The following is a 22,263-nucleotide window of genomic DNA, read 5'->3' as shown; positions in this document are numbered from 1 at the left end:
TCTTATCTTCCAACTATCCCAACACGTTTTGCCGGAAAGCCATAACGGAAATAAAAAAGACGGCTTACATTCACAAAGTGTAAGTGTTTCTTCACGTTGACGTAACTAATATACATGATTACTTTTTTACATTCATAAAAGAAAAAGAAAGTGGTGACCGCATTGGCAGTCAACATCGCAGAGCTTGAGACAATGACGCTGAAAGAATTGTACCGGCTCGCCAAGGAATACAAGGTATCGTATTACAGCAAATTAAACAAACGGGAGCTCGTCTTTGCGATCTTAAAGGGGCAGGCGGAAAAAGACGGCCTGATGTTTATGGAAGGCGTGCTTGAAATTATCCAGACAGAGGGCTACGGTTTTCTGCGCCCGATTAACTACCTGCCGAGCACGGAGGACATTTACATCTCTGCCTCGCAGATCCGCCGTTTTGACTTGAGAAACGGGGACAAGGTTTCCGGAAAGGTACGGCCGCCGAAGGATTCGGAGCGGTACCACGGTCTGCTTCAGGTGGAAGCAGTCAACGGGGAAGACCCGGACTCCTCGAAGGAACGCCCGCATTTTCCGGCGCTGACGCCGCTGTATCCGGAAGAGCGAATGCAGATGGAGACCCGTCCCAACCGCGCGTCTTCACGGATTATTGACCTGATCACCCCGGTAGGCTTCGGCCAGCGCGGACTCATTGTGGCTCCGCCAAAAGCCGGAAAGACGTCGCTGTTAAAAGAAGTCGCCAACAGTATTACTGAAAACCATCCGGAAACCGAGCTGATTGTGCTGCTTGTGGATGAGCGTCCGGAGGAGGTCACTGACATCGAACGTTCTGTAGACGGGGACGTAGCCAGCTCTACATTCGATGAAGTGCCTGAGAACCACATTAAAGTTTCTGAGCTTGTGCTTGAACGGGCGATGCGGCTCGTGGAGCACAAGAAAGACGTCGTCATTCTGCTCGACAGCATCACCCGGCTTGCACGGGCGTATAACCTGGTGCTGCCGCCAAGCGGCCGGACGCTTTCCGGCGGTATTGACCCGGCAGCGCTTCACCGTCCGAAGCGCTTCTTCGGGGCGGCCCGCAATATTGAAGAAGGCGGAAGCCTGACCATTCTTGCGACGGCCCTTGTAGAAACCGGTTCGCGAATGGACGATGTGATTTATGAGGAATTTAAAGGCACAGGCAACATGGAGCTTCATCTTGACCGCCGTCTGGCCGAACGCCGTATCTTCCCATCGATCGACATCCGCCGCTCGAGCACCCGGAAAGAAGAGCTGCTCGTTTCCAAGGAGCATCTGGATAATTTATGGGCAATCCGCAAGACGATGAACGATTCTCCGGATTTCGTGGATCACTTTATCCGGCGCATTAAGCAGACCAAAACGAACGAGGAATTCTTTGAGGAGCTTCAAAAGGACAAGCAGGGAAAAGTAACGACCGGAAAGAAATAAACGAAATGAACGATTGATAAATTCCGGGGGAATTGTTATAATCTCGTTATGTGTGAAAAAGAGAAGAATTGAAAGGAAGTGACCAGCTATGAAACAACAAGTGCATCCGGAATATCATAAAGTTGTGTTTATGGATACAAGCACGGGATTCAAGTTTTTGAGCGGTTCGACAGAAAGCTCATCTGAAACTATCGAATGGGAAGACGGAAACACGTACCCAGTAATCAAAATTGAGGTAAGCTCCGACTCCCACCCGTTCTATACCGGCAAGCAGAAGCAGAACACTGCCGGCGGCCGTGTGGACAAGTTCAAAAGAAAATACAACCGCTAATCACAATGGTTGGGGAAAGGCGGAAGCTGCGGCTTCCGTCTTTTTTATATCATGAACCGAAACCGATAAGCAGGGGAGAATAATATGGCGCAGTTATTTTTTAAATACGGCACAATGAACAGCGGCAAGTCCATCGAAATTTTAAAGGTGGCCCACAATTATGAAGAGCAGAATAAACCGGTGCTTATCTTCACCTCCGGCCTGGATGACCGGCGCGGTGTCGGATTTGTAGCAAGCAGAATCGGAGTGGAGCGTGAGGCTGTTCCAGTATTTGAAGAAACAAACATTTACGATATCGTCCGTCAGGAAGAAGAGCGTCCGTTCTGCATCCTCGTCGATGAGGCGCAGTTTCTGTCCCAGGAGCACATCATTCAGCTGGCGGAAATTGTTGATAACCTTGATATTCCGGTGATGAGCTTCGGTTTGAAAAACGATTTTCAAAATGAACTGTTTGAAGGCAGCAAGCATCTGCTTCTCTACGCGGACAAAATCGAGGAAATGAAGACCATCTGCTGGTTCTGTCATAAAAAAGCGGTCATGAATTTAAGGCTCGACGGCGAGGGGCGGCCGATTTATACAGGTGATCAGATTCATATCGGCGGCAATGATTCGTATTATCCGGTATGCCGGAGGTGTCACGCGAACCCGCCTATTGCCCTGTAAACAAAAAACAAGCCAGCCGGAGCAGTGCCCCGGCTGGCTTTATCTATTGCAGGTGGACAGCTACTTCGCCCGGCGGATCACCTGCTGGAGCGGATCCCACACTTTATTGTACGGCGGTGCGTAGCTCAGGTCCAAATCCTCAAACTCGCTGATCGTCATACGGTGGAATAGGGCGGTTGCCAGCACATCGAGCCGTTTGTCTGTGCCGTCGCCGCCGATAAGCTGACCGCCAAGTATAATACCTGTGTCCGGACAGTACGTGACTTTAATATGAAGTCTGGTATTTCCCGGGAAATAGCCGGCATGGCTTGATGTAGTAAGCATCTCACTGCGGTTCGGAAAGCGCATGTCCGCAGCCTCCGCCTCGGAGATGCCGGTTTTTCCAAGCGTCAGGCTGAAAAAGCGGAGAATAGAGGTGCCGGTTACTCCTTTAAAGGACTTTACGCTTCCAGCCATGTTCAGGCCGGCGACCCGCCCCTGCTTGTTGGCATGGGTTCCGAGCGGAAGGTAATCATCGATCTCCTTGATCCGGTGAAACTGGGTAGCGCAGTCCCCGGCGGCATATATATCAGGGACGTTGGTTTCCATATAGCGGTTCACCTGAAGGGCACCGTTGCCGTGCCGGAACAGTCCGCATTTGGACACCATTTCCGTGTTCGGGCGCAGACCGACGCCGGCGATCACTGCATCGGTTTCAACTACCCGCCGGTCGGTATGGACAGCTTCGACCCGGCTTTTGCCTGATAAATGCTGAACGTTCTCTCCAAACAGCAGCTCAATGCCGTTCGCTTCCGCTTCCTCGGCGATGTATTCTGCCATGTCAGGATCAAATATGCCCGCAAGCTGATCACCGCGCTGCAGAAGCGTCACTTTCTTTCCGGCATGAATGCAGTTTTCCGCCACCTCCAGGCCAATGTAACCGCCTCCTACGACAGTGACATGGTTAACGTGCGCCAGATCTGTTTTGATCGTTTCGGCGTCCGGAATCGTTTTTAGTGTATGAACGCCTTCAAGCTCCCGCCCCGGCCAGTTTGGCAGAAGCGGACGCCCGCCGGAGGCGACGAGCAGTTTGTCATACGTAACCTGAAACGGTTGTCCAGTATTGTTATCCATCCCGGTGACTTCTTTTTTATCCGCATTAACGCCGGTTACCTCGTGGTTGACCCGGGCATCAATGCCGTACTTTTCCCGAAATGTGTCGACGTCGCGGGCGATTAAATTCGCGCTGTCTTCGACTTCGCCCCCGAGTATGTAAGGAAGGCCGCACTGGGCGTAGGAATATATTTCCCCAGCTTCAAGTGTAATAATTTCTGCGTTCTCATCCTGCCGGTAGATCTGCATGGCTGCACTCATGCCGGCGGCGTCTCCGCCGATAATAACGTATTTCATTGTTTTTCCCCCTTCTGCTGAAACAATAGGCATCTACAGGGCGGTTCCCCGCTCCCGCACTGGTCAAACGAAATTTACAGATGCGGTGGTATTTTGACGCCCCTATGCCCCTGTATTATAATTAGTATACTGTAAAGGAGAACGAGAAACGTGTAAAAAGTAACGAAATATATTTCCGTCGGATAAAATTTGAAAAATAGAGGTGAACGGTGTGTTAGAGCGACTGCAGACGGTAGAAGACCGTTATGAATATTTAAACGAACAGCTGAGCGATCCGGAAATCGCAAACGATCCGAATAAAATCAAGGAGCTGTCCAAGGAGCAGGCACAGATGCAGCGGACCGTGGAGGTCTACCGGGAATACAAAGAAGCCCGGCAGCAGCTTGATGAAGCCAAGTCGATGCTTGAGGATGAGCACGATGCGGAAATGAAAGACATGGTAAAATCGGAAGTCGAAGAGCTGAGCGAGCGTATTGAAAGCCAGGAGGAAGAGCTCCGGAGGCTCCTTCTGCCGAAGGATCCAAACGATGACAAAAACGTCATTATTGAAATACGGGGAGCCGCGGGCGGTGAAGAAGCGGCGCTGTTTGCTGCTGATTTATACAAAATGTATACCCGTTACGCAGAAAAACAGGGGTGGAAAGCAGAAATCGTGGAATCGACTGCAAGCGACCTTGGCGGCTATCGGGAAATCATTTTTATGATTAACGGCGATTCGGCGTATTCGAAAATGAAATATGAAAACGGGGCCCACCGGGTTCAGCGGGTGCCAAGCACGGAATCCGGGGGACGCGTGCATACCTCAACAGCTACGGTGGCTGTCCTGCCGGAGGCCGAGGAAGTGGAAGTGGATATTCACGATAAGGATATCCGTGTCGATACGTTTGCAGCGAGCGGTCCCGGCGGCCAGAGCGTAAACACCACCATGTCGGCGGTACGGCTGACTCACGTGCCGACAGGTATTGTCGCTTCCTGTCAGGACGGCAAATCGCAGATTAAAAACAAAGAAAAAGCGATGACAATTCTTCGTGCCCGTGTGTACGATAAATTCCAGCAGGAAGCCCAGGCCGAATATGACGAAAACCGGAAATCGGCGGTGGGAACCGGGGACCGTTCCGAACGGATCCGGACATATAATTTCCCTCAGACGCGCGTAACCGATCACCGAATCGGCCTGACGCTGCAAAAGCTTGACCAGATTCTCCAGGGAGAGCTCGATCAGGTTATCGAGCCGCTTGTAATGGAAGAGCAGGCCGAGCTGATGGAAAAAGCAGGCGAAGCGTAATGAAGGAAGAACCACTTGTATTTGAAGCCCGGAGATGGGCTTCTTCTTTTTTGAGTGAGCATGGTAGAGAAGAGATGGCAGCGGACTGGCTTCTCGAGCACCATCTTCAGCTCTCCCGGGCCCAGCTGCTGGCCGCTTCGAGAGAGCAGATGGCGCTGCAGACGTGGGAGCATTTCCAGCAGGATGTGCACCTTCACGCAGCCGGGACGCCGGTGCAGCATTTAACGGGCAGCAGCTTTTTTTACGACCGCGAGTTTCACGTTAATCCGGACGTGCTGATTCCCCGGATGGAAACCGAGGAGCTTGTCTGGTACGTGATCGACTGGGTGCGAAAAAATAAAGAGCTGAAAGCCCCAAGGATTATCGACGTTGGCACAGGCAGCGGCATTATCGCAGTCACGCTCGCCCTGGAGCTTTCGTCGGCACGGGTGCAGGCTGTGGATATTGACAGCCGGGCGCTTGAGACGGCGAAAAGAAACGCCGGACGGCTAAACGCACCGGTCGTCTTTCATCAGGAATCGTTTCTTGAAGGCATGGCGTCCCGGAAGGAGCGGGCCGATGTTATTGTGTCCAATCCTCCCTACATTCCAAAGGAGGAATGGGAGCAGCTTGATCCACTCGTCCGGGAGAAAGAGCCTGCCATTGCATTGATCGGTAAAGGCGAAGAGGGAATCCACAGCTATGAAGAAATTATCAGCCGTGCTGCCGAAGTTCTGGCTCCGGGCGGGCTGCTTGCCTTTGAAATCGGCTGGCAGCAGGGGGAAGCTGTGAGGCAGGCAGCTGAAAAAGCTTTTCCGGAAAAAAGAATTCAGGTAATAAAGGACTTGAATGGGAACGACCGAATCGTTACAGTTGTGAATAAGTAAGAAAGTTATCCACGTTCTGTGGATAAAAAAAGACAGATACCCCCATATATGTGGAAAACATTAATTTATCGTAAAAATTGTAAATTTAAAAGCTGAATTAACGGCAGAAATCATAGTTATCCACAGAAAATCATAGCCTGTTGATAGTGTGAAAAACCAAAAATAAAGCAAAATAATCCCTGATATGAAAGCATTTTAATTTTTCGGAAGGAACGAAAGCTGCATGAGTTATAAACAGACGGTTATAAAAAATGTGGATAAAATAAATGAAGCTTCCCCGGAGAAGTCTGTATTAAAGGAAATGGGGCTGTGGATAACGCAGGGAAAAACAGTGGCCCTCCCGACAGAAACCGTATATGGCCTCGGAGCAAGCGCTGTATGCACCGAAGCTGTCCGGGCGATTTTCGAAGCTAAAAACCGGCCGCCGGATAATCCGCTGATTGCTCATATTGCTGACCGCACTCAGCTAGGCAAGCTCGGGGTAACGTGGACAGAGAACATGGAAAAGCTGATGGACGCGTTCTGGCCGGGACCTTTGACGCTTATATTCCCACTGACGGAAGAAACGCCGCTGTCACCTCTTGTAACGGCGGGATTATCCACAGTGGCTGTACGAATTCCGGAGCACGAGGTGGCAAGGGCGGTGCTGACCTACGCAGGCGTACCGGTCGCAGCACCAAGTGCCAATCGTTCCGGCTCCCCGAGTCCGACGACGGCGGAGCACGTCTACAGTGACCTGAATGGGAAAATTGATGCGGTGATCGATGGCGGCCCGTGTGGATACGGGGTAGAGTCCACTGTCGTGGACTGTACGTCAGAGCTCTGCTGGATTCTGCGACCGGGAGGAGTAACAAAGGAACAGATCGAGCAGGTGCTTGGCCCTGACACCGTCCGCTATTCGCAAGCTGCTTCTTCAGAGGATGCCCCGGCAGCACCGGGGATGAAATACCGCCACTATTCGCCGGCGACCTCCCTCTATTTAATGAAAGGACCGGAGGATATATGGCAGAGAAAGCTCCGGGCCCTCCAGGAGGCCGGAAAGAAAGTAGCGGTACTTGCCGTGGAAGAGAACAAATCAGCGTGGACACAGGCGGACGCCTTTCTTAGTTTAGGCTCGCGCCGGGCACCGGAAGAAACGGCAGCAAAATTGTACGCTGTTCTCCGCGAATTAGATACAATGGAAGTAGACGCTGCGTTCTGTGAAGTTTTTTCAGAAGAAGGAATCGGAACCGCGCTCATGAACCGTCTGGAAAAAGCAGCATCTTCAGAACAATGAAAACTTCTGCAAGGAGTCGATGGCAATGAGTTATCACGTATTGTTTATTTGTACAGGAAACACATGCCGGAGCCCAATGGCTGCTGCACTAATGAAGCATCACTACCCGGAGGTGGAGGTGGCTTCAGCCGGTGTGATGGCTGCAAATGGAGAGCCGGCAGCGGCAGAAGCCGTCCGGGCGATGGATGAAAGACAGGTGGAGATTGACCATGAGTCCCAGCCGCTGACGAAGGAACTAATCGACTGGGCGGACGTTATCTTTGCGATGACCCAGGGACACAAGGATATTATGAAGCGGATGTTTCCGGATGCGGAAAAGAAAACGGTGCTCTTAAAGGAATATGCCGGAACCAATGGGGACAGGGACATTGGAGACCCTATCGGCGGCGGCCGGGAGGTCTACCACGAAACGGCAGAGGAAATGGAAGAGGCGCTGCAGGCAGCTTGGGAGCGGTATATGAAGGAAAAGTCGCTGGACTGAGCCTGGAGATTTACAGGCTGATGGATACGTGAGAGACTGAAAACAGTATAATCAAACGGAGGAGAGGTTGACATGAAAGTAGCATTGGGTGCCGATCACGGCGGGTATGAGTTAAAAGAGGAAATTAAATCTGTACTGGACGAAGCAGGGGTGGAATACGAGGACCTGGGCTGTGACTGCAGTGACTCGGTGGACTATCCCGACTACGCGGTTCCGGTGGCTGAAAAAGTAACGGCCGGCGAAGTGGACCGTGGGATTCTTGTCTGTGGCACGGGCATCGGCATGTCGATTGCTGCGAATAAAGTTAACGGCATCCGCTGCGCGCTTGTCCATGACGTATTCAGCGCAAAAATGACCCGGGCGCATAACGACAGCAATATACTGGCCATGGGCGCGAGAGTCATTGGCTCCGGCCTCGCCGGCGAAATTGTCAAAGCCTGGATCAGTACAGAGCACGAAGGCGGCCGGCACGCCGACCGTATCCAAAAAGTAGCGGCAATTGAACAATAAGGAACGAAGAAAGGATGGGTTGTCATGGTGAACAAAGCAGAATGGCAGCAGCCTTTACGGGAATTGTTAGCTTCATTAAAGGACCAGGCGTCGCTTCGCAGCGGCCAGGTGCTTGTGATTGGCACGAGCACAAGTGAAGTACTCGGGGAGCATATCGGTAAGGCAGGCTCTGAGGAGGTCGCCGAAGCATTGTTTGATGTCTTTCAGGAGTTCCGCGAAGAAACCGGCGTGCGCCTTGCTTTTCAGGGCTGTGAGCATATTAATCGTGCGCTCACGGTGGAAAGGGAAACGGCGGACGCTTACGGACTGGAAGCAGTAAGTGTGGTACCTCACCCAAGAGCCGGCGGATCGATGAGCTCGTATGCGTATAAACACATGAATGAGCCGGTCGTCATCGAAGCGGTAAAAGCAGATGCCGGCATTGATATCGGATCCACCCTGATCGGCATGCATTTGAAGCCGGTGGCGGTTCCTGTTCGCGGCCCGCAGAAGCAGATTGGCGCTGCCTATGTAACGATGGCAAAAACACGGCCGAAGCTGATCGGCGGCGAGCGTGCGCGCTACGAATAGCCGCCGGAAAAAGAATCGCATACTGCGGTTCTTTTTTCTTCCCATGCCGATTAAAAAATAAAGAAATCCGAAAAAATTTCGTAAGGTACGGAAATTCGTAAAAAATACGTGTTACAATGAAAAACATAGCAACACGGAGAGAAAAATAACGAACGAAATATTAGTGGAAGAGATAATCGTTCGTTATCGCACCGAAAGGGAAGGGAGATTTACAGATGGAAACTAAGGTAAACGCAGAAAGTGTACAAACGCAGGACCCGGCCATATTTGAGGCAATGCAGAAGGAGCTGGGGCGCCAGCGCGATAAGATTGAACTGATCGCTTCGGAAAACTTCACGAGCCGTGCAGTAATGGAAGCGCAGGGGTCCGTGCTTACCAACAAATATGCGGAGGGCTACCCGAACCGCCGCTATTACGGCGGCTGTGAGCACGTGGATACGGTAGAACAGCTCGCCATTGACCGGGCGAAGGAATTATTCTCGGCAGAATATGCGAACGTGCAGCCTCACTCCGGCGCCCAGGCAAATATGGCTGTTTACTATACGATTTTAAATCACGGCGACACCGTGCTTGGCATGAACCTTTCCCACGGGGGCCACTTAACCCACGGAAGCCCTGTCAACTTCAGCGGTGTGCAGTACAACTTTGTGGAATACGGTGTGACTAAAGAAGACCAGATGATTGACTACGATGAAGTGCTTCGCGTGGCGAAGGAAACGCAGCCGAAATTAATCGTCGCCGGCGCAAGTGCGTACCCGCGTGAAATTGACTTTAAAAAATTCCGTGAAATCGCCGATGAGGTGGACGCGTACTTAATGGTCGATATGGCGCATATTGCCGGACTTGTAGCGGCAGGGGTGCACCAAAACCCGGTTCCTCATTCACACTTTGTTACGACAACCACACACAAAACGCTGCGCGGACCGCGTGGAGGACTGGTGCTGTGTAAAGAAGAATTCGGCAAAAAGATTGATAAAGCCGTATTCCCTGGTCTGCAGGGCGGACCGCTCATGCACGTGATTGCGGCAAAGGCCGTGGCCTTCGGCGAAGCGCTGCAGAAGGATTTCGTCACGTATTCCGAAAACGTCGTGAAAAATGCCCGCAGCTTAAGCGACTCGCTGCAGAATGAAGGAATTACTGTTGTTTCGGGCGGCACCGACAACCATCTCGTGCTGATGGATACCCGCAGCCTGGAGCTGACAGGGAAAATTGCGGAAAAAGCGCTGGACGAGGTCGGCCTCACAGCGAACAAAAACGCGATTCCGTATGATCCGGAAAAGCCATTCGTCACAAGCGGCATCCGTCTCGGCTCTGCAGCCGTCACGTCCCGCGGCTTTGGCGAAGAAGAAATGAAGGAAATAGGCGCCATCATTGCCTACACGCTGAAAAACCATGAAGATGCGGAAACATTAAAAGAAGCGGCGGACCGCGTGAAAGCTTTAACGGGACGCTTCCCGATTTACGACTACCTGTAAGCCGGCAGCCTGCCGATCAAACAAGGGGCATGGATACAGCTGTTTTCCTATTTAAGGGAGGCAGCTGTTTTTCTTTATCATTTTCAAAAGACTCCTTTGTTTTTCCGGGGTGAATGCAAGTGTGTTAGGGTATATATAGATTGGAAAAGGAGGAGTTCAAATGGTTTTTGCGCTAAATGAAAAAGCGCCGATGTTCACGCTTGCTGATGTGAACGGCGAAGAATTTAAACTCGAGGATAAAATAGGGAAGGGCTGGCAGCTGCTCATATTTTTCCGGGGGTCATGGTGCCCGGTATGTAAAGAAGAGCTGCAGGCTTGGGAAGAGCACCGCAGTTATTTTGAAAACAATAACGTAAATATTACAGCGATTTCTACGGACAACCCGGAGGATTTGAGCGCAATGACCGGGGAATACGGGCTTACGTTCCCGGTACTCGTCGACGAAGCGCTGAAGGTACTCGACGATTACGGTGTCTTTTACCACAGCTCGGAAGCGCCGTATGAAGACCACGGAGCGCACGGGGAGCCGGCATATTTTCTGCTCGACGAAGAAGGCAGATTTTTATACCAGCACCGCCAGACAAACCCATTCGGCCGGCCGGGCCCGAAGGAGCTGCGCAAAACAGTAAAGTATATTGAAGAAAATTTAAAATAAACGTCTGCAGCAGTGCATCCGGGCGCTGCTGTTATTTTCAGCAGAACGCAGAAGTTGCGGCATATTTCTGTCATTTTATATAGCCTTGAATCCCTCACGCTTTTTAGGTAGAATTTCTAAAGAATATGTTCGATAGGGACATGGGTTAATAAGCACCGGCTGGCGCCGGGGAAAAAGGAGCCGACTATACTTATGGGAAATGTACATGTACTGGATCATCCGCTCATTCAACATAAACTTACATTCATCCGGGACGTCTCAACAGGAACAAAGGAATTCCGGGAGCTTGTCGATGAAGTGTCCACCCTGATGGCCTTTGAAATTACAAGAAATCTGCAGCTTCAGGAAGTAACGGTGGAAACGCCGGTGGGGCCGGCCAAATCCTATACGCTTGCAGGCAAAAAGCTCGGAGTGGTGCCGATTTTACGCGCGGGACTTGGTATGACCGATGGCATCATCAAGCTGATCCCGGCAGCAAAGGTTGGGCACGTCGGACTGTACCGGGATCCGGAAACGCTGCAGCCGGTGGAGTATTACGTGAAGCTGCCAAGTGATGTCGAAGAGCGGGAATTTATCGTGATTGATCCGATGCTTGCCACAGGCGGTTCTGCTATTGAAGCGTTGAACAGTCTGAAAAAACGCGGAGCCCAAAATATTAAGCTCATGTGTTTAATCGCAGCGCCCGAAGGTGTGGCACTCGTTCAGGAAGCACATCCGGACGTGGACATTTACCTGGCTTCGATGGATGAAAAGTTAAATGACAAAGGTTACATTGTTCCGGGTCTCGGGGACGCCGGTGACCGGTTGTTCGGCACGAAATAATAGACAGGAGGGCTTTTCCCGTGTGAGTGGAAAAGCCCTCTGGTCTGTAAAAATCAGGTCCGGCTAAGGAAACGGGGGCAGTCAGATTACATTTATGCATAGGCTGAATGCCTGAAGTTCATGCTTTTTGCCCAGCTTTTTTCTTGACGTAAGGAGAGGAAAATGTCACTTAATAGACACAAAATAAAAAATGCCTGAAACATGCGACAATAAAGGATTTTATTAATTTTCGTGCATTGACATCATGGGGCGGCTATTGTACGATGATGAAGAACGTATGATAAGGTTTACATATGGGAGAAATTTGGAATTCCTACATAAAAGGCATGAGTCACGCAATTGTTTCTTTTTTTTGCCTAAAACATGTAAGGGGACAACTATTGCTACGTAAAGTTGTGTAAAAATTCTCTCAATGGATCTCGTAGTGTATTAACGGACTAACCAGTCTGTTTTTGGAGGAAAAGGTGGCCCGCGCATGAATGATACAGGCTTGTATCTCCGCTCGTTATTTATAGGATTGGCTGGAATGCTTGTATTGTACATAGCTCCGGCGCTGATTCCAACGTTCCGGCAGGAAGCAGTGAGCTTATTTGCAGGAGCGTGCGGAGGAGCTTTTAACATCTGGCACGCCCACCGGGAGACAAAACGAATCCAGAAGGCGGTACTCGAGGAAAAAAAGATTTTTCCGTTCGGGATGGCCACAAGGCTTGCAGTAGGTGTAGTCATTGCCATGCTCTATGTCCGGTTTCCGGAACAATTCCGTCTGCTTTACCTTGTGATTGGATTGTTCAGTCCTTACCTGCTGCTTTATGCTTTATCCGTTCACTTCAGCAAAGAAAAGTAGTTTTTTAGCTGCAGCGCACAATCGACTAACATAGTAAAGGGGTGACTGAGACTTGAATATACAGCACGAATCGCCGTATATCTATGATTTGTTTGGTATACCCGGCTTCCACATTAATCTTTCCAATGTCATGATGCTGACTATTGCAGCAGTCATTGTATTTATCATTGGTGTGGTGAGTGCGCGGAGTCTCTCGATGAGACCAACCGGCTTGCAGAACGTGTTTGAAATGGTTATAGAATTCGTCCGCAACATGATTGGAAGTACCATGGACTGGAAAACCGGAGAGCGTTTCTTCGGACTTGGAATTACGATATTCCTGTTCATTCTGGTATCGAACATGCTCGGGATTCCGTTCATGCTGATTAATCATGAGACACACGTGCTTTGGTGGAAATCACCAACAGCGGATCCGGTCGTAACGATGACGCTTGCCGTAATGGTCATTGTGCTTTCGCACTTCTACGGCATCAAGATCCGCGGAGTGAAAGAGTACGGAAAGAACTACTTCCGTCCAAAGAAATTTCTCTTCCCGATTAACATTCTTGAAGAGTTTACCAACACATTGACACTCGGAGCACGGCTTTTCGGCAACCTGTATGCCAAAGAAATACTGCTGACGCTTCTCGCCACGGTAGGGACAACCTTTCCCATCGGGACCGCACTTGGCATTATCCCAATGGTTGCCTGGCAGGGATACAGCATATTTATCGGCTTCATCCAGGCGTTTATCTTCCTGGTACTGACCATGGTCTATATTTCGCATAAAGTGGAAACAGAGCATTAATCACAGCATCTGCAGAAACAACGAAACAACAATATAGTTTTAAACTAATTTAAGGAGGATTTGCACATGGGTCTTTTAGCAGCTGCAATCGCAGCAGGTTTAGCAGCAATTGGTGCAGGTATTGGTAACGCAATCGTAATCAAAGGGGCGATCGACGGTACTTCCCGTCAGCCGGAGCTTGGCGGCAGATTGCAGACACTTATGTTCATTGGTATCGGTCTTGTTGAGGCAGTTCCGATCATCGCAGTCGTTGTTGGTTTTATCACGCTTTTCCAATAAACATACGTTTTGGAAAGGGAAGCAAAATGGCGGAGTGGGGGAACTGGCTTCGCCATTCCTTTTGTATATCTAAGAAAGGAGTGAAATCTTTTGCCATCTACATTTGCGTTCGGAGATGTGCTTTTCTCACTTTTTACGTTTGTCATTTTACTGCTTTTGCTTCGCCGGTTCGCCTGGGGTCCAATTGTGGAACAGATGAAAAAACGTGAAAACCACATTTCCAATGAAATAGAGACAGCGGAAAATCACCGTCAGGAAGCGGAAAAATATTTAGAAGAGCAGCGGGTGGAAATGGAGAAAGCGCGTGAAGAAGCGCAGTCCATTATCGAAACATCCCGTAAAACGGCTCAGGAGCAGTCGAAGGAAATTATCCGGGAATCTCACGAAGAAGCCAGCCGTATGAAAGACAATGCCCTCGCTGATATTACAAGAGAGCGGGAGCAGGCAGTGGAAGCGCTTCGTGCCCAGGTCGGCCAGCTTTCTGTGCTGATTGCAACGAAAATTATTGAAAAAGAACTGGATGAAGAAGAACAGGAAAAACTGATTCAGGAATACGTACAGGAAAGCGGCGGTCGCTTATGAGTAATCCAACCCTGGCAAAACGCTACGCCCGCGCGCTTTTAAAAAGTGCGGAAGAACACGGGGCTCTTGAAGAAACCAAGCAGGAATGGGAAGCGATGCTCGAAGTGTTCCACGCTCATCCCGATATTGCTCAGATTTTCAGGTACCCGTCCATCAGCCGCGAAAGAAAACAGTCCTTCATAGCAAGTACTTTTGGTTCCTGGAGTGAACGCAGCCGTTCCATGCTGAGTGTGCTGCTTGACCGGAAACGGCTTCACCTGATTGATGAAGTGGCAGTGGAAGTTATTGCACTGATTAACGACCGTCTCGGCATTGCCAACGCGGTCGTTTATACCGTGAAACCATTATCAGAGGAAGAGAAGCAGGCAGTGTCCCGCAAGTTTGCCCAGCGGGTCGGCAAGCGCGAGCTTTATATTGAAAACAGAGTGGATCCTTCGCTCATTGGCGGCATGAAGGTGCACGTTGGACATACAATTTTTGACGGAAGCATTCAAGGTCAGCTAGACCGATTGCAGCGTAATATAACGCAAACGAATTTATCATGAATGGGGTGAATCCTGGTGAGTATCAAACCCGATGAAATTAGTTCTTTAATTAAACAGCAGATTGAACAGTTTGAAGCGGAGACAGAGTCCAAAGAAGTCGGCATCGTCATTCAGGTGGGGGACGGTATCGCCCGTGCCTACGGCCTGGACAACGCTATGGCCGGCGAGCTTCTGGAATTCGAAAACGGCGTCATGGGTATGGCGCAGAACCTTGAAGAAGGCAACGTAGGTATTATTATTCTCGGTGCTTACGAAGAAATTCGTGAAGGCGACCAGGTTAAACGGACCGGCCGCATCATGGAGGTCCCGGTCGGCGAAGAACTGCTCGGACGTGTAGTTAACGCCCTCGGCCAGCCTGTGGACGGCCTCGGCTCCACAAACACGACCAAATCCCGTCCGATTGAAAGCGGAGCGCCCGGCATTATGGACCGTCAGTCGGTATCCGAGCCGCTTCAGACCGGCATTAAAGCCGTGGACACGATGATCCCTATCGGCCGCGGCCAGCGTGAGCTCATTATCGGCGACCGCCAGACCGGTAAAACGGCTGTTGCGATCGATACGATTTTGAACCAGAAGGACGAAGACGTTATCTGCATTTATGTAGCCATCGGCCAGAAAGACTCCACCGTGGCAGAGGTCGTGGATACGTTCCGCCAGAAGGGCGCGCTTGATTATACAATCGTCGTAAACGCAGGGGCTTCCGAGCCGGCACCAATGCTTTACCTGGCGCCGTATGCCGGAGCTTCCATGGGCGAAGAGTTTATGTACAACGGCAAGCACGTGCTTATTGTGTATGATGACTTAACAAAACAGGCGAACGCCTACCGTGAACTTTCCCTTCTTCTTCGCCGCCCGCCAGGCCGTGAAGCCTTCCCAGGGGACGTCTTTTACCTTCACTCCCGTCTGCTCGAACGTGCAGCAAAGCTGAGTGATGAGAGGGGCGCTGGTTCAATGACCGCTCTTCCAATCATTGAAACCCAGGCAGGGGACGTAGGTGCCTACATTCCAACAAACGTGATTTCCATCACCGACGGCCAGATCTTCCTGCAGGCGAACCTTTTCAACTCCGGCGTCCGTCCGGCCATCAACCCGGGTATTTCCGTATCCCGTGTCGGCGGCTCGGCCCAGACAAAGGCAATGAAAAAGGTTTCCGGTACGCTCCGTCTGGACCTGGCCTCGTTCCGTGAGCTCGAAGCCTTCTCCCAGTTCGGCTCCGACCTGGACAAAGCGACACAGGACAAGCTGGCCCGTGGGGGAAGAACAGTAGAAGTGCTCAAACAGGGGCTTCACCAGCCGCTTCGCATGGAGCTGCAGGTAGCAATTGTGTTTGCCCTGACAAGAGGCTTCCTGGACAACATCCCGACAGACGACATCCGCCGTTACGAAAAAGAACTGCTTGCGTATCTTGAATCGAGTCATTCAGAGCTTCTCGCAGGTATTCGTGACACTGGAAAGCTTCCGGATGAAGAAGAGTTCAAACAGGCGATTCAGTCGTTTGAGAAGTCATTTAACCCTTCAAAATAAAGATTGCCGAACGTAAAAAGGTTCAAAAGGTGGTGAACAGATGGCTTCCTTAAAAGAAATTAAAGGCCGTATTCAGTCGACAAAAAAAACGAAGCAGATTACAAGTGCCATGGAAATGGTCTCTGCGTCGAAGCTGAATAAGGCCCAGCAAAATGCTCAGCGGTATGAGCCGTACACGAAAAAAATCAAAGATGTTGTCTCCGGCATCGCTGCCGGAAGCAGCGGTATCTCCCACCCTATGCTTGAAGAACGGCCTGTAAAGAAGACCGGCTATATTGCCATATTTACAGACCAGGGGCTTGCGGGGGCATACAACTCGAATATTCTTCGGGACTTAATGCAAAAGCTTCGGGAGCGCCACCAGTCAAAGGACGAGTACAGCGTCATTGTGATTGGCCGGACAGGAAGAGACCTGTTAAAACGCTACGGTATTCCAATGTTCGACGAAATCACGGGCCTGCCGGACCAGCCGTCCTTTAACGATATTAAAAACGTCACGCGTCTTGCGGTCGATTTGTACGCAAACGAAGATGTGGACGAGCTGTATATCTGGTACAACCATTTTATTAATCCGATTCAGCAGAAGGTGACAGAGAAGAAACTGCTGCCGCTGACGGAGGAAGTAAGTGAAGAGGAAAATAAAGGCAGTGCCCAGTATGAGTACGAGCCGTCACCAGAAGCGATTTTAAAGCAGCTTCTCCCGCAGTACGCGGAAAGCTTAATCTACGGTGCCCTCCTCGATGCTAAAGCGAGTGAGTTTGGTGCCCGGATGACAGCGATGAGTGCAGCGACCGATAACGCCAACAACATGGTCGATGATTTAACACTTTCCTACAACCGTGCCCGCCAGGCAGCAGTTACGCAGGAAATTACCGAAATCGTCGGCGGTGCAGCTGCGCTTGAATAAAAGAATCATTTCGTCCGGCCCTGCCGGACAGTAAGGAGGGGAACGATTACCATGAGTGAAGAAAACGGTCAAATTACTCAGATTTTGGGACCGGTTATTGATGTTCAGTTTCCAAGCGGCCAGCTTCCGGAACTAAACAACGCGCTCCGCGTATCACAGCCGGCAACTGAAAATAAAGAAGCAATAGAAGTCACCCTCGAAGTTGCGCAGCATTTGGGCGACAACTCCGTGCGTACAATCGCCATGTCCTCGACAGACGGTCTTATTCGCGGAACCGAAGTGAGCAACACAGGAGGCTCGATTTCAGTTCCTGTCGGAAACGATACACTAAGTCGTGTATTTAACGTCCTCGGGGAGCCGATTGATATGAAAGAGCAGGTGGCAGACAGCGTGGAGCGCAAGCCGATCCACCGCAAGCCGCCGAAGTTTGACGAGCTCGCCGTAGAGACGCAGGTGCTTGAAACAGGCATTAAAGTCGTAGACCTGCTTGCCCCTTATGTAAAAGGCGGAAAAATCGGCCTGTTCGGCGGTGCCGGCGTAGGGAAAACCGTACTTATCCAGGAGCTCATTAACAACATTGCCCAGGAGCACGGCGGGATTTCCGTGTTTGCGGGAGTAGGGGAGCGTACCCGTGAAGGGAACGACCTTTACTTTGAAATGAGCGATTCCGGTGTTATTAACAAAGCAGCCATGGTGTTTGGCCAGATGAACGAGCCGCCGGGTGCCCGGATGCGCGTAGCCCTGACCGGCCTGACAATGGCAGAGCATTTCCGTGATGAAGAAGGGGCCGATGTGCTTCTCTTTATCGACAACATTTACCGTTTCACGCAGGCAGGCTCGGAAGTATCCGCCCTTCTCGGCCGGATGCCGTCCGCCGTTGGGTACCAGCCGACGCTTGCGACAGAAATGGGTCAGCTGCAGGAGCGCATCACCTCCACGAAAAAAGGATCGGTTACGTCGATTCAGGCAGTGTATGTGCCGGCCGATGACTATACGGACCCGGCACCGGCAACAACGTTTGCCCACCTGGATGCCACCACCAACCTGGAGCGCCGGTTAACAGAAATGGGTATTTACCCGGCTGTGGATCCGCTCGCTTCCACATCACGTGCGCTTGCACCAGAGGTTGTTGGCGAAGAGCATTACGATGTCGCCCAGCAGGTAAAACAAACGATCCAGAAATATAATGAGCTCCAGGATATTATCGCCATCCTCGGGATGGAAGAGCTTTCCGAAGAAGACAAGCTCACGGTAAACCGTGCCCGCCGCATTCAGTTCTTCCTTTCACAGAATTTCCACGTGGCAGAGCAGTTTACCGGCCAGAAGGGTACGTACGTATCCGTGAAGGATACAGTACGTGGATTCAAGGAAATTCTTGACGGGCAGCACGATGACGTGCCGGAAGACGCCTTCCGCCTTGTCGGCCCGATTGAAGATGTAGTGGAAAAAGCAAAATCTATGTCCTAAGGACGACACGGGGGAGGGAGAACACAGATGGCAACGATGCATCTCAGCGTAGTGACTCCGGACGGGTCCGTCTTTGATGGAGAAGTAGAGATGGTCAGTGTTCGTGCGGAAAGTGGCGAAATGGGGATTCTCCCCGGCCACGTTCCAACCGTGGCTCCTCTAAAAATCGATGCAGTCCGCATTAAGTACGAAAACAAAGTAAAGCTACTGGCCGTGAGTGAAGGATTCGTAGAAGTCCGCTCTGACGCCGTTAATATTTTGGCGGAATCTGCAGAAACTCCAGGAGAGATCGATCCGGAACGGGCCCGCATCGCCAAAGAGCGGGCAGAGGAACGACTGGACCGGATAAATGAAGAGGAAATTGACGTCATGCGGGCACGCCTTGCCTTAAAACGGGCAAACACCCGCCTGAAGGTTTCCGAAGGCTCATAAAGAAACATCCGAAGAATCGTTTTTCCCAACGGAGAAACGGTTCTTTTTTAAATTGTATTGTATACGGCAGGGGGAATAGTGAAATTAAACAACAGCAGTATCTGCTTTTCTATAGAAGATAGAACTATAGATGTTTGATTACGAATCCTTTATAATAAAATATGCTTATAGTTATACAAATTTTTATAATAATAGTACAGGACTCCATGAACCCAACGACCGCCGCACATAGTAGCAGAACCTTGGTCTCTTGTCTTCCCAGATGCATTTGATTATTCTGAAACGTGGCCCAAAATTTGCAAAGAACGTTGTACGGCAACAAAGAAAGGCATGATGGCATGAATCCGGACGGCCAGGAAGCACTAATACATATCCTGCTCCATCTCTCTTTTTTTATCCTGACCTGGTGGTGTCTGCAGGCGTTTCGGTTTGACGTTTTTATCCGGAGACCGGAAAGCCTGAAGGGGAGACTTTTGATTATATTGTTCGCTATTGCAATCAGCTACTCTGTAAGCAGTTTCTTTATCGATTATTTTGATTTTTCTTTGTACCTCCGTTACCTGTTTTTCACACTTTTGGCATAAAAGATTATGAAAATGCGGGAGCGGGTAAAGGATTCTGTATGAAAATCATCGATGCTGCCGGAATTGACACGGAAAAACTGTTTCTTTCCCGCTGTAACGTTTTGAGACGGGAAGCGACTAATGAAAAGGTTAGACAAAGTGGACGAAAGAATTGCACAGCTATTTAGGTAAAGTACGCAGCACAAAAAGATAATATGCATAAGTATAGCGGAGGGAATTAAATTGGATAAAATTATTGTACAGGGAGGCAGACGCCTAAAGGGGTCCGTCAAAGCAGAAGGAGCAAAAAATGCAGTTCTGCCTGTCATTGCAGCTACACTTTTGGCAGAAGAAGGACAAAGTACACTTTATGATGTACCGCCGCTTGCAGACGTAGAGACGATCTCGAATGTTCTGCGCCACGTCGGAACAGAAGTTAATTACGAGAACCACCGCTGGACGGCTGACGCCACGGGTGACCTTTCCACAGAAGCTCCGTTTGAGTATGTCAGCAAGATGCGGGCCTCGTTTCTTGTCATGGGTCCGCTTCTGGCGAGAAAAGGGATCGCCCATATTGCGCTTCCGGGGGGATGTGCAATTGGCTCACGTCCGATCGATCAGCACCTAAAAGGCTTTGAAGCGATGGGCGCTCACGTTGAAATCGGCAATGGCTATATCGAAGCGAAGGTGGAGGAACGCCTGCAGGGAGCACGCATTTATCTCGATTTTCCAAGCGTCGGCGCAACTGAAAATATCATGATGGCCGCTGCTCTTGCAGAAGGTACTACCACGCTTGAAAATGTAGCAGAGGAACCGGAAATCGTGGACCTTGCCAACTTTATTAATGCGATGGGCGGCAAAGTACGCGGCGCCGGAACCGGCACTATCCGCATTGAGGGTGTAGATAAATTAACCGGAGCGGAGCATACGATTATTCCGGACCGGATTGAAGCAGGCACCTTTATGATTGCTGCTGCCATTACCGGAGGGGAAGTATTCGTCGAAGGTGCAATGCATGAACACTTGCGTCCGCTTGTAGCGAAAATGCGCGAAATGGGCGTAAAGATTGAAGAAAGCGACGGAGGCATGCTTGTCACCGGCCCGGACATTTTAAAGCCGGTGGATATTAAAACGATGCCGCATCCAGGCTTTCCAACAGACATGCAGGCGCAGTTTATGGCGCTTCTAACCCAGGCAAAGGGAACCGGCCTTATTACAGAAACGGTTTTTGAAAACCGCTTTATGCACGTAGAGGAATTCCAGCGTATGAACGCAAGCATCAAGATCGAAGGACGCACCGCAATCATCAGCGGTCCGAAAAAACTGCAGGGTGCTGAAGTGTCGGCTACCGACCTCCGCGCAGGCGCAGCTTTAATCGTTGCCGGTCTCGTAGCAGAGGGAGAAACAACGGTAACAGAGCTTCGCCATCTGGACCGTGGATATGTAGACTTTCATAAAAAACTGCAGGGTCTCGGCGCGAATATAAAGCGTGTGAATGCAGACGAGCAATCAGATACGTCCCTAAAAACAGCTGAGCGCTCCTAGTTTTTCAATGACGCAGGCCATCACTATTCAGTGGTGGTCTTTTTTATATGGCAATAGTGGGTATATAGTATCTGACAAAATAGGATATACATCACTAAATGCTGACTTATATTCCTCGGTAAAGGCTTATGTGGTAAAATAGAACTAATTATAAATGTGGACAATTTGAAGAGAAAAGTGTGCTCGCCGGCTTGCGTCCGGCCTGCATTTACGGAAACGGGGAATACAATTATGCTGAGGGGTTTTTATAACGCTGCTTCGGGGATGACAGCCCAGCAGAGAAAAACGGATATGCTGAACAATAATATTGCCAACGCCAACACGCCGGGCTACAAATCTGATCAAAGTGCGATCCGGACATTTCCCGAGCAGCTTCTGCATGCGGAGAATGCCGGGAGAGGCCCACACACGATCGGTTCACTTGGAACAGGCGTCTACATGCAGGACCAGGCCCCTTCATTTACTCCGGGAGAGCTGCAGGAAACGAAGGCCCCAGCCGATGTCGCTCTGCTTGAAGCAGAGGTGCCGGATGAAAACGGGGCAGTGCTGTTCACGGTCCAGGGGGAAGACGGGACGGCCTACACCAGGAACGGCAACTGGACAGTGGATGCAGAAGGGTTTTTAACAACAGCGGAAGGCCAGTACATATTAAATAACCAAGGAACTCCGGTAGAAACCGGAAACGAAAATTTTCAGATTTCCGAAGACGGCACAGTACGGCTTGAAAATGGCGGGGAAGCCGGACAGCTTGGGGTGGCGTATGCTCCTGATACTAACGATTTAGTCAAAACCGAAGCGGGTCTTTTTGAAGCGGAGGAGGAGCTTGGTGCGGCAGTGGACAACGAAAACGTCCGCTATCAGATGAAGCAGGGATTTCTCGAACAGTCCAATACCGATTCCACCCAGGCGATGACGGAGTTGATGGAAGCATACCGGATGTTTGAATCCAACCAGAAGGTGATGCAGACGTATGACCGCAGCATGGAAAAGGCTGTGAATGAAGTGGGACGCCTCGGTTAGACCAT

At 50.5% G+C, this 22,263-nt stretch carries 25 protein-coding genes; 24 read left to right on the top strand and 1 reads right to left on the bottom strand.

The window, feature by feature from the left end:
- Positions 1–162 precede the first annotated feature (162 nt).
- The 3 genes from rho (at position 163) to SIC45_RS14255 (ending at position 2,434) form a co-directional block, all read left to right on the top strand.
- Complete coding sequence (gene rho / locus SIC45_RS14265) at positions 163–1,440, top strand: transcription termination factor Rho (RefSeq protein ID WP_298787008.1); 1,278 nt, start codon at positions 163–165, stop codon at positions 1,438–1,440.
- 88 nt (positions 1,441–1,528) lie between these two features.
- The gene (locus tag SIC45_RS14260) at positions 1,529–1,771 is read left to right on the top strand and encodes a type B 50S ribosomal protein L31 (protein ID WP_022794589.1); all 243 of its coding nucleotides are present in this window, start codon (positions 1,529–1,531) and stop codon (positions 1,769–1,771) included.
- An 84-nt stretch (positions 1,772–1,855) separates the two neighbouring features.
- A complete protein-coding gene (locus tag SIC45_RS14255) occupies positions 1,856–2,434 on the top strand; it encodes a thymidine kinase (protein ID WP_298786336.1) in 579 nt (192 codons plus the stop codon).
- A 60-nt stretch (positions 2,435–2,494) separates the two neighbouring features.
- On the opposite strand, the gene SIC45_RS14250 is transcribed toward SIC45_RS14255, so the two are convergent.
- Positions 2,495–3,823 (bottom strand): FAD-dependent oxidoreductase, encoded by a 1,329-nt coding sequence (locus SIC45_RS14250; RefSeq protein WP_319632665.1) that lies wholly within the window; start codon positions 3,821–3,823, stop codon positions 2,495–2,497.
- Between the two features lie 211 nt (positions 3,824–4,034).
- Here SIC45_RS14250 and prfA point away from each other — a divergent pair, with 211 nt between their 5' ends.
- The 21 genes from prfA (at position 4,035) to SIC45_RS14145 (ending at position 22,258) form a co-directional block, all read left to right on the top strand.
- Positions 4,035–5,108, top strand: coding sequence for a peptide chain release factor 1 (prfA, locus tag SIC45_RS14245; RefSeq protein ID WP_298786332.1), 1,074 nt, complete (start codon positions 4,035–4,037; stop codon positions 5,106–5,108).
- Positions 5,108–5,974 carry a peptide chain release factor N(5)-glutamine methyltransferase gene (prmC, locus tag SIC45_RS14240; protein WP_319632664.1) on the top strand — a complete coding sequence of 289 codons (867 nt, stop codon included), beginning with the start codon at positions 5,108–5,110 and terminating at the stop codon, positions 5,972–5,974. The genes prfA and prmC overlap by 1 nt, the downstream gene beginning before the upstream one ends.
- 223 nt (positions 5,975–6,197) lie before the next feature.
- On the top strand, positions 6,198–7,250 hold the full coding sequence (locus SIC45_RS14235) for an L-threonylcarbamoyladenylate synthase (RefSeq protein ID WP_319632663.1): 1,053 nt from the start codon (positions 6,198–6,200) through the stop codon (positions 7,248–7,250).
- A 25-nt stretch (positions 7,251–7,275) separates the two neighbouring features.
- Entirely contained in the window at positions 7,276–7,731 is a 456-nt protein-coding gene (locus SIC45_RS14230) for a low molecular weight protein arginine phosphatase (RefSeq protein WP_319632662.1), read from the top strand.
- A gap of 72 nt (positions 7,732–7,803) precedes the next feature.
- A complete protein-coding gene (gene rpiB / locus SIC45_RS14225; protein WP_319632661.1) occupies positions 7,804–8,241 on the top strand; it encodes a ribose 5-phosphate isomerase B in 438 nt (145 codons plus the stop codon).
- 24 nt (positions 8,242–8,265) lie between these two features.
- The gene (locus SIC45_RS14220) at positions 8,266–8,811 is read left to right on the top strand and encodes a TIGR01440 family protein (RefSeq protein ID WP_319632660.1); all 546 of its coding nucleotides are present in this window, start codon (positions 8,266–8,268) and stop codon (positions 8,809–8,811) included.
- A 215-nt stretch (positions 8,812–9,026) separates the two neighbouring features.
- Positions 9,027–10,286: a serine hydroxymethyltransferase gene (glyA, locus tag SIC45_RS14215; RefSeq protein WP_319632659.1), complete on the top strand. Its 1,260-nt coding sequence runs from the start codon at positions 9,027–9,029 to the stop codon at positions 10,284–10,286.
- A gap of 160 nt (positions 10,287–10,446) precedes the next feature.
- A complete protein-coding gene (locus SIC45_RS14210; protein ID WP_319632658.1) occupies positions 10,447–10,941 on the top strand; it encodes a peroxiredoxin family protein in 495 nt (164 codons plus the stop codon).
- 192 nt (positions 10,942–11,133) lie between these two features.
- Positions 11,134–11,763 carry a uracil phosphoribosyltransferase gene (gene upp, locus SIC45_RS14205; RefSeq protein ID WP_091613161.1) on the top strand — a complete coding sequence of 210 codons (630 nt, stop codon included), beginning with the start codon at positions 11,134–11,136 and terminating at the stop codon, positions 11,761–11,763.
- A 475-nt stretch (positions 11,764–12,238) separates the two neighbouring features.
- A complete protein-coding gene (locus SIC45_RS14200) occupies positions 12,239–12,607 on the top strand; it encodes an ATP synthase subunit I (protein ID WP_298786314.1) in 369 nt (122 codons plus the stop codon).
- 58 nt (positions 12,608–12,665) lie between these two features.
- On the top strand, positions 12,666–13,394 hold the full coding sequence (gene atpB / locus SIC45_RS14195) for a F0F1 ATP synthase subunit A (protein WP_413645957.1): 729 nt from the start codon (positions 12,666–12,668) through the stop codon (positions 13,392–13,394).
- A 66-nt stretch (positions 13,395–13,460) separates the two neighbouring features.
- Positions 13,461–13,673 (top strand): F0F1 ATP synthase subunit C, encoded by a 213-nt coding sequence (atpE, locus tag SIC45_RS14190; protein ID WP_022794575.1) that lies wholly within the window; start codon positions 13,461–13,463, stop codon positions 13,671–13,673.
- A 90-nt stretch (positions 13,674–13,763) separates the two neighbouring features.
- Positions 13,764–14,255 (top strand): F0F1 ATP synthase subunit B, encoded by a 492-nt coding sequence (gene atpF, locus SIC45_RS14185; RefSeq protein ID WP_298786310.1) that lies wholly within the window; start codon positions 13,764–13,766, stop codon positions 14,253–14,255.
- Positions 14,252–14,800: a F0F1 ATP synthase subunit delta gene (locus SIC45_RS14180; protein ID WP_298786308.1), complete on the top strand. Its 549-nt coding sequence runs from the start codon at positions 14,252–14,254 to the stop codon at positions 14,798–14,800. The genes atpF and SIC45_RS14180 overlap by 4 nt, the downstream gene beginning before the upstream one ends.
- 15 nt (positions 14,801–14,815) lie before the next feature.
- Positions 14,816–16,324 carry a F0F1 ATP synthase subunit alpha gene (atpA, locus tag SIC45_RS14175; RefSeq protein ID WP_298786306.1) on the top strand — a complete coding sequence of 503 codons (1,509 nt, stop codon included), beginning with the start codon at positions 14,816–14,818 and terminating at the stop codon, positions 16,322–16,324.
- A 40-nt stretch (positions 16,325–16,364) separates the two neighbouring features.
- Entirely contained in the window at positions 16,365–17,231 is an 867-nt protein-coding gene (gene atpG / locus SIC45_RS14170; protein WP_298786304.1) for an ATP synthase F1 subunit gamma, read from the top strand.
- A gap of 51 nt (positions 17,232–17,282) precedes the next feature.
- Positions 17,283–18,698: a F0F1 ATP synthase subunit beta gene (atpD, locus tag SIC45_RS14165; protein ID WP_319632657.1), complete on the top strand. Its 1,416-nt coding sequence runs from the start codon at positions 17,283–17,285 to the stop codon at positions 18,696–18,698.
- Between the two features lie 27 nt (positions 18,699–18,725).
- Positions 18,726–19,130, top strand: a complete 405-nt coding sequence (locus tag SIC45_RS14160) for a F0F1 ATP synthase subunit epsilon (protein ID WP_298786301.1) — start codon at positions 18,726–18,728, stop codon at positions 19,128–19,130.
- Positions 19,131–19,426: 296 nt separating this feature from the next.
- Positions 19,427–19,714: a DUF1146 family protein gene (locus SIC45_RS14155; RefSeq protein WP_319632656.1), complete on the top strand. Its 288-nt coding sequence runs from the start codon at positions 19,427–19,429 to the stop codon at positions 19,712–19,714.
- 222 nt (positions 19,715–19,936) lie between these two features.
- Positions 19,937–21,238: a UDP-N-acetylglucosamine 1-carboxyvinyltransferase gene (gene murA, locus SIC45_RS14150; protein WP_319632655.1), complete on the top strand. Its 1,302-nt coding sequence runs from the start codon at positions 19,937–19,939 to the stop codon at positions 21,236–21,238.
- Positions 21,239–21,469: 231 nt separating this feature from the next.
- Positions 21,470–22,258, top strand: a complete 789-nt coding sequence (locus SIC45_RS14145) for a flagellar hook-basal body protein (RefSeq protein WP_319632654.1) — start codon at positions 21,470–21,472, stop codon at positions 22,256–22,258.
- Positions 22,259–22,263: the final 5 nt, after the last annotated feature.

This window comes from Marinococcus sp. PL1-022, from assembly GCF_033845285.1.
Classification (GTDB): domain Bacteria; phylum Bacillota; class Bacilli; order Bacillales; family Marinococcaceae; genus Marinococcus.
The sequence above is the reverse complement of the archived record's forward strand: the minus strand, read 5'-3'. Positions and strand labels throughout refer to the sequence as shown.